The organism is Streptomyces sp. a15 (genome assembly GCF_059026085.1).
In genome coordinates this window covers 25517-34618 of record NZ_JBWLKM010000082.1, presented here as the reverse complement: position 1 = coordinate 34618, position 9102 = coordinate 25517, and the positions used below count along the sequence as shown (strand labels likewise).

The following is a 9102-nucleotide window of genomic DNA, read 5'->3' as shown; positions in this document are numbered from 1 at the left end:
GGCCTTCCGTCCGGCACACCGAGAGCACGCACCGGACACCGCGGGCACCGCACAGGACTTTCGAAACACCCCCTAGTCAGTCGCCCTCGGACTCCTCCTGGGCGCGGGTGTTCGGGGTGATGGCCTCCGAGGCCTCACCCCGGTGCCGGCGCTGCTCGGCGGAGTCCCGGGTACGCGTCTCGGCGTCCTCGATCTCGCGGAGGACCTCTTCGAGCGCGGTTTCGGGCCCCTTGGTGGGGCCGCTGTTCCTGTCGTTCTTCTCGGAGTTCTTCTCAGGGTTCTTGGCGTCGGACACGGCTGTCTCCTTCCGCGAGTTCTTCTTCCTCCGGTTCCTCCGGTTCCTCCGGTTCCTCCGGCTTCCTCCGTTCAGTTGCTCGCCGTCGCGAGGTGCAGCGGCACCGGATCCGGCGGCGCCGCCTCCTCGTTGCGGCGGATGATCTCCGCCCACCAGGGCGCCCCGTCCTCGATGTGACGCAGCAGCACCCCTTCGCGGATCGCCCACGGGCACAGCGTGAGCGTCCTGATCCCGGTCAGCTTCATGGCCGTGTGCCCGACCACCGCGCCGGCCAGGCTCTGCACCGCGCGGGGCGCGGAGATGCCGGGGAGCGCGGCGCGCTGGGCGGCGGGCAGGACGGCCAGGCGGGCGACCGCCTCCCGCAGGTCCTCGCGGTGCAACAGCCGTTCCGTGAAAGGACCGTGCCGCCCGGGCGGGGCCCCGCACAGCCGGCCCAGCTGCTGGAAGGTGCGCGAGGTGGCCACCGCGGTGTGCGGTCCTTCCCAGCGGATCCGGGCCGCCACGTCCCGCAGTTGATGGCGGACCTTGCGGCGCAGCGCCCGCACCAGCTCCGGCGGCGGCGGGTCCTGGCCCTCGAAGAACTCGTGGGTCAGCCGGCCCGCGCCGAGCGGCAGCGAGGCCACGAAGTCCGGTAACCGGCCGCGGCCGAAGGCCACTTCGAGCGAGCCGCCGCCGATGTCCAGCAGGGCCAGCGGCCCCGACCGCCAGCCCATCCAGCGCCGCGCCCCGAGGAACGTGAGCTCGGCCTCCACCTCGCCCGGCAGCGTGCACAGCCCGACTCCCGTCCGGGCCCGTACGGTACGCAGCACCTCGTGGCGGTTCGGGGCGCTGCGCACCACCGCGGTCGCGAAGGCCAGAGGGCTCGCCGCACCCCAGCGGGCCGCGGTCCTGCTCGCCTCGGCGACCGCATCGACGAGCCGTTCGACCGCCTCCTCCGGTATCGGGCCGCCGGGCTTCACATGATCGGACAGCCTCAGGCGCCACTTGGCGGTGTGGACGGGCAGCGGTACGCCGCCCTCCGCGTCCGCGACGGCGAGTCTGACCGTGTTCGATCCCACGTCAACCACGCTGATTCGCATGCGCCGTGGGTACCCCGTTGCGGGATCGCCCAACGTCAGCCGTGCCCCCAGGGTCCCGACACCCCGACGCCCCGACACCCCAGCCCTTCCCGGACAGTGAGGAGGGGCCGCCGTCTCCCTGCGGACGGCGGCCCCTCGGCCTGATGGCGGCTCGGGTCGAGCCGGATCACATATGGACGACCGGTGCGGCCTCCGGGTCCTGCTCCGGCACCCCGCGCCGGTAGAGCAGGAAGGCGATCAGCGCGCCGGCGGCGAAGAAGCCGGCCGACCACCAGAAGGCGGTGGTGTAGCTCTCGATCGTCGCCTGTGCCTGGACCAGCTTGTCGCTGGGGTCCTTGCCCGCCAGGTAGTCGGTCGCGGCGCTCGCGGCCAGCGTGTTCAGCAGGGCGGTACCGATCGAACCGCCCACCTGCTGCATGGCGTTGACGGTGGCCGAGGCGACGCCCGCGTCCTCGGCCGCGACCCCGCCGGTGGCCAGCTGCATGGCCGGCGGCATGACCAGACCGAGACCGAAGCCGGTCACGATCAGCTGCGGCAGCACCGCGGTCGCGTAGTCGGAGCCGACGCCGATCCCGGTCAGCCAGGCCATGCCGACCGCGGCGACCGCGAAGCCCAGCGGGATGACCGCCTTCGGCCCGATCCGCGGGACCAGGACCGTGGTGCTGATCTGCGCCGCCACCATCAGCGCGGCGACCATCGGCAGGAAGGCGACGCCGGTCTTGGTGGGGCTGAAGCCCAGGACCAGCTGCAGGTAGTAGGTGAGGAAGAGGAACACACCGAACATGCCCGCGCCGGAGATCAGTACGGCCATGAAGGAGGCCGCGCGGTTGCGGTCCAGCAGGATGCGCAGGGGCAGCAGCGGGTGCGCGGCGCGGGTCTGCCACCAGGCGAAAGCGGTCAGCAGGACACCGCCGGCGATCAGGAAGCCCCAGGTCGCGGGGGAGTTCCAGTCGTGCGTCTCCGCGTTGGAGAAGCCGTAGACCAGGGAGAACAGACCGGCGGCGACCAGAACGGTGCCCGGCACGTCCAGCTTGGAGTTGGTGGCGTCGCGCTTGTTGGACAGGAGTATCCAGCCGCCGACGAAGGCGACGACGGCGATGAGGACGTTGACGTACAGCGTCCAGCGCCAGTCGAGCGCGTCGGTCAGGATGCCGCCGAGCAGCAGGCCCACCGCACCGCCCGCGCCGGCGATGGCGCCGTACACGCTGAACGCCTTGGCCCGTTCGCGGGCGTCGGTGAACGTCGTGTTGAGCAGGGAGAGCGCGGCGGGCGCGAGGAGCGCGCCGAAGGCGCCCTGGAGGGCACGCGCGGTGACCAGCATTTCGAAGTTGGTCGCGGCGCCGCCGAGCGCGGAGACGGCCGCGAAGCCGACGACACCGACGAGGAAGGCGGGCTTGCGGCCGAACAGGTCCGCGATCCGGCCGCCGAGCAGGAGCAGGGAGGCGAACGCCAGGGCGTACGCGGTGACGATCCACTGCCGGTTGCCGTCGGAGAACCCGAGGTCGGCCTGGGCCGAGGGCAGGGCGATGTTCACGATGGTGGCGTCCAGCACCACCATCAGCTGGGCGAGGGCGACGACGGCGAGGATCCACCACCGCTTGGAGGCGGACGCGGAGGGTGCGTGGACGCCGCCCTCCGGGCCGCTCTCGGTCAGGGTCTTCTGGGACATCGGGAACCACTCCAGGGAAGTCGTCCGAAGGTAACGTACTGGTAAACGAAACTGTTTCGTACACATCGAGGCTAGACCACTTTCTGCGAAACGGCAAAGTTTCGCTGGAGTGCCCTGGAGTGCCCTGGAGTGCCCTGGAGTGCCCTGGAGCGCTACGCCATCTGCCGCCGCACCAGTTCGTGCAGCCGCCCGCCGGTGTCCGCGAGGAGCTGCGCGGGCGGGCCCTGCTGGGCGACCTTGCCGTCCTCCATGACGATCACGCGGTCCGCGTCCAGTACCGTCGACAGGCGGTGCGCGATGACGATCCGGGTGGCGTTGAGGGCCTTGGTGCTCTCGATGACCGTGCGCTGCGTCTCGTTGTCGAGGGCGCTGGTCGCCTCGTCGAAGAAGAGGATGCGCGGGCGGCGGATCAACGCCTGGGCGATCATGAGGCGTTGGCGCTGGCCGCCGGAGATCGCCCCGCTGCCCGAGACGATGGTGTGCAGACCCATCGGCATCCGCTTGATGTCCTCGGCGAGCCCCGCCATCTCGGCCGCCGCGAGGGCCTCCTCCGGCGTGTAGGGCTCGGTGCCGCAGATGACGTCGAGGATGGACCCGGTGAACGGCTGCGCGTGCTGAAGCACCACCCCGCACTGCCGGCGTACGGCGGACTGGTCGAGGGCGGCCAGGTCCTGGCCGTCGTACAGCACACTGCCCGAGACCGGCCGGTCGAAGCCGATCAGCAGCCTGAGCAGGGTCGACTTGCCGCAGCCGCTCGGGCCGACGATCGCCACGAACTCGCCCGGCCGCACATCGAAGGACACGTCGTCGAGGACCAGCGGACCGTCGCCCGAATAACGGAAGGAGAGCCTGCGGGCCTCGATACCGCCGGACAGCGGGCCGGGGCGGGTGCTGGCCGTCCGCACCTCGGGCGCGGCCTCCAGCACCGGCTTGATCTCCTCGAACAGCGGCAGCGCGGAGACCGCCGAGACGAAGGAGCCGGTCAGCTGGGTGACCGCCGTCAGCAGCATCGTCACCGAGGTGTTGAAGGTGAGGAACGCGGCCGCCGACATCGCCCCGCGCGCCGGACCCGCCAGCAGCATGAACATCAGCAGGGTGCACAGCGGCAGGTAGACCGCGCCCATCACCGTGGTGAGGTTCTTGATGCGGCCGACCTTCTGCTGGAGCTCGCGGCTGCGCGCGAACTCCGAGGCCCAGGCCGCGTAGGCGTAGTTCTCCGCCGCCGCCACCCTGAGCTTCGGCAGGCCGCGCAGGGTCTGGAACGCCTGGTTGTTGAGCTTGTTGCCGAGCACCACGAGGCGTCGCTGCCAGCGCACCTGCCACAGCCCGAGCCCGAGGAAGATCGCGGCGATGACGACGAGCATCCCGATCGCCGCCAACGCCATCGAGGCGCTGTACCAGAACAGCAGTCCCAGGTTCATCGCGCCGACGGTCACCGACTGGGCGATCACCGGACCGAGGCCCGCCATCGTCCGGCGGATCGCGCTGATGCCCATGGCCGCGCTGGCCAGCTCGCCGGTCGAGCGCTCGGTGAAGAACTTGGTCGGCAGCCTCAGCAGGCGGTCCCAGACCGCCGGCTGGAGCGTCGACTCGATACGGCCCTCCAGGCGGAGCATGGTCAGGTTCTGCATCAGCATGAAGGCCGCCGCCACCACGCTGCTGATCATCACCGCCAGACAGACCTGCACGATCAGGTGGGTCTGCGCCTTCGGCACGAACTCGCCGAGCACCTTGCCGGTCGCGATGGGCACCAGCGCCCCGATCGCCACCGTCACCAGACCGCTGATGACGAGGTTCGTCAGGTCGCCGCCCGTGCCGCGCATGCTGAAGCGGAGCAGCCCGAGCGGAGTGAGCGGCCGGTCGGGCAGCGGACGGTAGAACATCACCGCGCGCGGCTCGAACTCCTCCGCGTTCGCCTTCTCGATCGGCGTCTCGCGACCGGTCGCCGGGTGCACGGACACATAGCCGCCGCGCCGCCACAGCAACGCCACCGGCGCCCCGGACAGGGCCCGGTGGCCCACCAGCGGGCCGACGTCGTCCCGCCACCAGCGGCCGTCGAGGCGTACTGACCTGGTGCGCACCCGGGAGGCCAGCGCGATCCGCTCGACCGGGTCGAGCCGGTCGCTCTCGGTGCCGGACTGCGCGGGGTCGGCAAGAGGGATCCCGGCCGCCCGGGCGACCAGCTTGCAGGCCGCGTAGCTGGCGTCCGCGTCGGCGGCCGTCGCACGCTTCGACGACTTCCCGATGGACGCGAGCAGGGTCCGGTCGGCCTGGGCGCGGACCGCCTCACCGGCCTTGATACCGGCGGCCGTCCGGGTTTCGTGCGTGTGCTCCAGCTGTTCGATCCACCGGTCCAGCGTGGTCAGCAGCCGGTACTGCTGGTCGACCATGCTCTGCCACACGGCCGGGTCCATCAACAGGTCGGCCGCGGCCTCCGCCCCGTACAGCGAGCCGTACTGCACGCTGCCCGGCGGGACCTGCATCCAGAAGACGTCGTCGTCGGTGGGCGCGGCCGCCCGGTCCGTGGCCATCGGCGCCTGGAAGAGGATGGACAGACTGCGGCCGACGCCCAGGGCGAGGGCGTACTCCAGCGGGCTCGTCGTCGGCGGCACGTACTGGGGATTGCCGTACTCGTCGTAGGACCACGTCTGGGTGTTCGCGGGCTGGTACAGCTCGCGCAGGTTGATGCGGCGCACCACGCAGTCCCGGAGCGGGCGGGCCACCAGGGTGTGCTGGGGCCCCGCGACCGGGCCGAGGAGCAGCGAGCCCGCCTCCAGCCGGCCGAGGTGGTGCCAGTGGCCCTGCCCCTCGGCGTCCACCGCGAACAGGTCCACGGCACCCGCCGCGACCAGCCACAGCACCTGCGGCCCCTCCAGGTCGATCCGGCTCAGGCCGACGCAGTCGACGGGCGTGCCCATGGTCCCGAGCGCGCCCAGCACGAGGTCCGGCTCGTGTGCGGTCGTCATCTCACCGTTCCCTGACCAGCTCGGCGTACGCGCCACCGCGCGCCACCAGCTCCTCGTGCCGTCCGCGTTCCACGATCGTGCCGTGCTCGAGTACGACGATCTCGTCGCTGTCGCGCACGGTGCTGAGCCGGTGTGCGATCACCACACAGGCGCAGCCGCGCTTGCGCAGGTTGTCCATGACCGTCAGCTCGGTCTCCGCGTCCAGCGCGCTGGTGACCTCGTCCAGGACCAGGATGCTGGGTCGGCGCACCAACGCTCGGGCGATCTCCAGGCGTTGGCGCTGTCCGCCGGAGAAGTTGCGGCCGTCCTGCTCGACCCTGCTGTGGATGCCGCCGGGGCGGCGCATCACGACGTCGTACAGGGCGGCGTCCCGCAGCGCGTCCACCACGGCGTCGTCGGGGATCGACGGGTCCCACAGCGCGATGTTGTCGCGGACCGAGCCCTCGAAGAGGAAGACGTCCTGGTCGACGAAGGAGACGGACGCGGCCAGAGCCCCGCGCGGAATGTCGTCGATGCGCTGGTCGTCGATACGGATCACGCCCTCCCAGGGCGCGTACAGGCCCGATATCAGCCGGGACACCGTGGACTTGCCGCTGCCGGAACCGCCGACCAGCGCGACCTGCCGGCCCGGGCCGACGGTCAGGTCGAAGCCGGAGAGCAGGGGCTTGTCGAGCGGGTTGTAGCCGAAGGTGATGTTCTGCAGCTCGACATGGCCCTGCAGGCGGCGCGTCGACTCGCCGGCGCCGGGACGGCCGTAGAGCGGGTCGGCCTGGAAGTTCTCCACGTCCTTCAGCCGGGCCACGTCGGCCGCGAAGTCCTGGATGCGGCCCGCGACGCCGTTCAGCCGGGTGATCGGAGCGGTGAAGCGGGTGACCAGCGCCTGGAAGGCGACCAGCAGGCCGACCGAGATCCCGCCCTCGATCGCCCGCATCCCGCCGATCCACAGGATCAGCGCGCTGTTCAGCGCCGCCAGCGTGGGTGCGACCACGCCCAGCCAGGCGCTCGGCACACCGAGCCGCTGCTGCTCCTCCAGCGTGGTGGCGTGCTGCCCGGCCCACTTGCGGAAGTAGCCGTCCTCGCCGCCGGTCGCCTTCATCGTCTCGATCAACTGCAGGCCGGTGTACGCCGTGTTGGTGAGCCGGGCGCTGTCGGCGCGCAGCTTCGCCGTACGGGTGGCACGCAGTTTGATGACGACGCGCATGGCCACCACGTTCAGCAGGGCCACGCCGATGCCGACATAGGTGAGCTGCGGGTCGTACGTGTAGAGCAGCACCGCGTAGAGGACGACGACCACGGCGTCCACGCCCGCCGCCGCCAGGTCGCGGGCCAGCGTCTCGGCCACCTGGTCGTTGGACTGGAGGCGCTGCACCAGGTCGGCCGGGCTGCGCTGGGAGAAGAAGGTGACCGGCAGCCGCAGCAGATGGCGCAGGAAGCGGGCGCTGGACAGGGTGGAGGAGATGATGCGGCCGTGCAGCAGGTTCGCCTGTTGCAACCAGGTCAGCACCAGGGTGAGCAGCACGGACGCGCCCATCGACGCGAACAGCACGCCGAGCAGGGAGGTCTGGCCCCCGATCAGGAACATGTCGATGTACTGGCGGCTCAGCGCGGGCACCGTGGCGCCGACCACCACCAGCAGCAGGCTCGCCAGCACCGCCGCCGGCATGGTGCCCGCGGTGCCGCGCAGCCGGGCCGGCATCGCGCCCAGCACGCCCGGCTTGCGCCCGCCCTTGGTGAAGCCCTCGCCGGGCTCCATGACCAGGACGACACCGGTGAAGCTGCCGTCGAAGTCCTCCATGGGCACGAAACGGCGGCCCTTGCCGGGGTCGTTGATGTACACCCCGCGCCGCCCGAAGCGGCGCCCCATGCCGTCGTAGACGACGTAGTGGTTGAACTCCCAGAACAGCACGGCCGGCGTCTTCACCTCGGCGAGGGCGGCCGTGTCCATCTGCATGCCCTTGGCGGTCAGGCCGTAACTACGGGCGGCCTTCAGCAGGTTGCTGGCCCGCGAACCGTCCCGGGACACACCGCAGGCGATGCGCAGCTCCTCCAGCGGGACGTACTTGCCGTAGTGGCCGAGCACCATCGCCAGGGAGGCGGCGCCGCACTCGACGGCCTCCATCTGGAGAACGGTCGGAGTGCGGACGGTCTTGACCCTGCCCGTGGGGACCGGTCGCTTGGGCGGGGCGGCTCTGCGCCTGCTTCTGGTGTCCTGGGCGGCGCTCACGGCAGCAGCCAATCGACGGGACGCTGATCGGCCAGCCGGATCGAGGCGTCGGCCGTCGTCATGGAGGTGAGGGAGAACGGCGGCCCGTCCGCCGAGGACCACTGGTAACCGCTCTTCGTGCCGGACGACTTGTCCAGCTGGACCAGCACGGCCACCGGCCGGCCGTCCTTGGTGAACTGCTCGCCGAGCTGACTGTCCCCGAGGAACGCGCCGATCTGCTGGGCCGACTGGGCGGAGCGGTCCACCGACTTCACATGGCCGCGCAACACGCCGTACTCCTGCGTGGGCACCGACGAGACGGTCAGGTCCACGGCGGCGTTCGCTGGGATGGAGGCCGCATTCTCGGCGGGGACGTACACCGTCGCGTACAGCGGGTCGGTGGCGCGGGCGACCTTCTCCACGGCGGCGACGTTCGCGCCGGTCTGGATGATCTGGCCGATGGTGGCGGCGAGCGCGGTGACCCGGCCGGCGGCGACCGTGCGGACGACGCTGTCGCCCTCGGCCGTACGGACCTTCAGGACGGGCGAGTTCGCGGGCAGCCGTGTGCCCTCTTTGGCGACGACCGCGGTGACCTGGCCCGCCACCGGGCTCTGCAGGATGTAACTGCCCTCGCCGTGGGTGAGGATCGCGGGCGCACCGACCGTGGAGGCCACCGAGCCGGTCACCGCCCACACGGACGCGGCGGCCATCACGACCACCGTCACGGAGAGGACGAGCCAGCCCTGGGGGCGGGCGAAACGCACCGGAAGGTCGAGCTCCTCCGGCGACTGGAGCTTGGCGAGGGCCTGTTGGCGGAACTGCACGGAACTTCCCTCACCTGTGGGAGAGATCTTTTACGGCACCCGAGAATCCCGGAGCCGGGATACGGC

The 9102-nt window shown here is 71.2% G+C and carries 6 protein-coding genes; all 6 read right to left on the bottom strand.

Going from position 1 to position 9102, the window contains the following annotated elements; all coding sequences use genetic code 11:
* Positions 1-76 precede the first annotated feature (76 nt).
* A complete protein-coding gene (locus AC5P09_RS42655; protein WP_493879078.1) occupies positions 77-295 on the bottom strand; it encodes a hypothetical protein in 219 nt (72 codons plus the stop codon).
* A gap of 71 nt (positions 296-366) precedes the next feature.
* A complete protein-coding gene (locus AC5P09_RS42650; RefSeq protein ID WP_493879077.1) occupies positions 367-1374 on the bottom strand; it encodes a Ppx/GppA family phosphatase in 1008 nt (335 codons plus the stop codon).
* A 166-nt stretch (positions 1375-1540) separates the two neighbouring features.
* A complete protein-coding gene (locus AC5P09_RS42645; RefSeq protein WP_493879076.1) occupies positions 1541-3043 on the bottom strand; it encodes an MFS transporter in 1503 nt (500 codons plus the stop codon).
* 152 nt (positions 3044-3195) lie between these two features.
* A complete protein-coding gene (locus AC5P09_RS42640) occupies positions 3196-6009 on the bottom strand; it encodes an NHLP bacteriocin export ABC transporter permease/ATPase subunit (protein ID WP_493879075.1) in 2814 nt (937 codons plus the stop codon).
* A gap of 1 nt (position 6010) precedes the next feature.
* Positions 6011-8233, bottom strand: a complete 2223-nt coding sequence (locus AC5P09_RS42635) for an NHLP family bacteriocin export ABC transporter peptidase/permease/ATPase subunit (RefSeq protein ID WP_493879074.1) — start codon at positions 8231-8233, stop codon at positions 6011-6013.
* A complete protein-coding gene (locus tag AC5P09_RS42630; RefSeq protein WP_493879073.1) occupies positions 8230-9036 on the bottom strand; it encodes a hypothetical protein in 807 nt (268 codons plus the stop codon). The genes AC5P09_RS42635 and AC5P09_RS42630 overlap by 4 nt, the downstream gene beginning before the upstream one ends.
* Between the last annotated feature and the right edge of the window lie 66 nt (positions 9037-9102).

Bases quoted from the DNA above. Each gene is read 5' to 3' on its own strand.
- AC5P09_RS42650 (WP_493879077.1), bottom strand. From the start codon at position 1,374: ATGCGAATCAGCGTGGTTGACGTGGGATCGAACACGGTCAGACTCGCC.
- AC5P09_RS42645 (WP_493879076.1), bottom strand. From the start codon at position 3,043: ATGTCCCAGAAGACCCTGACCGAGAGCGGCCCGGAGGGCGGCGTCCAC.
- AC5P09_RS42640 (WP_493879075.1), bottom strand. From the start codon at position 6,009: ATGACGACCGCACACGAGCCGGACCTCGTGCTGGGCGCGCTCGGGACC.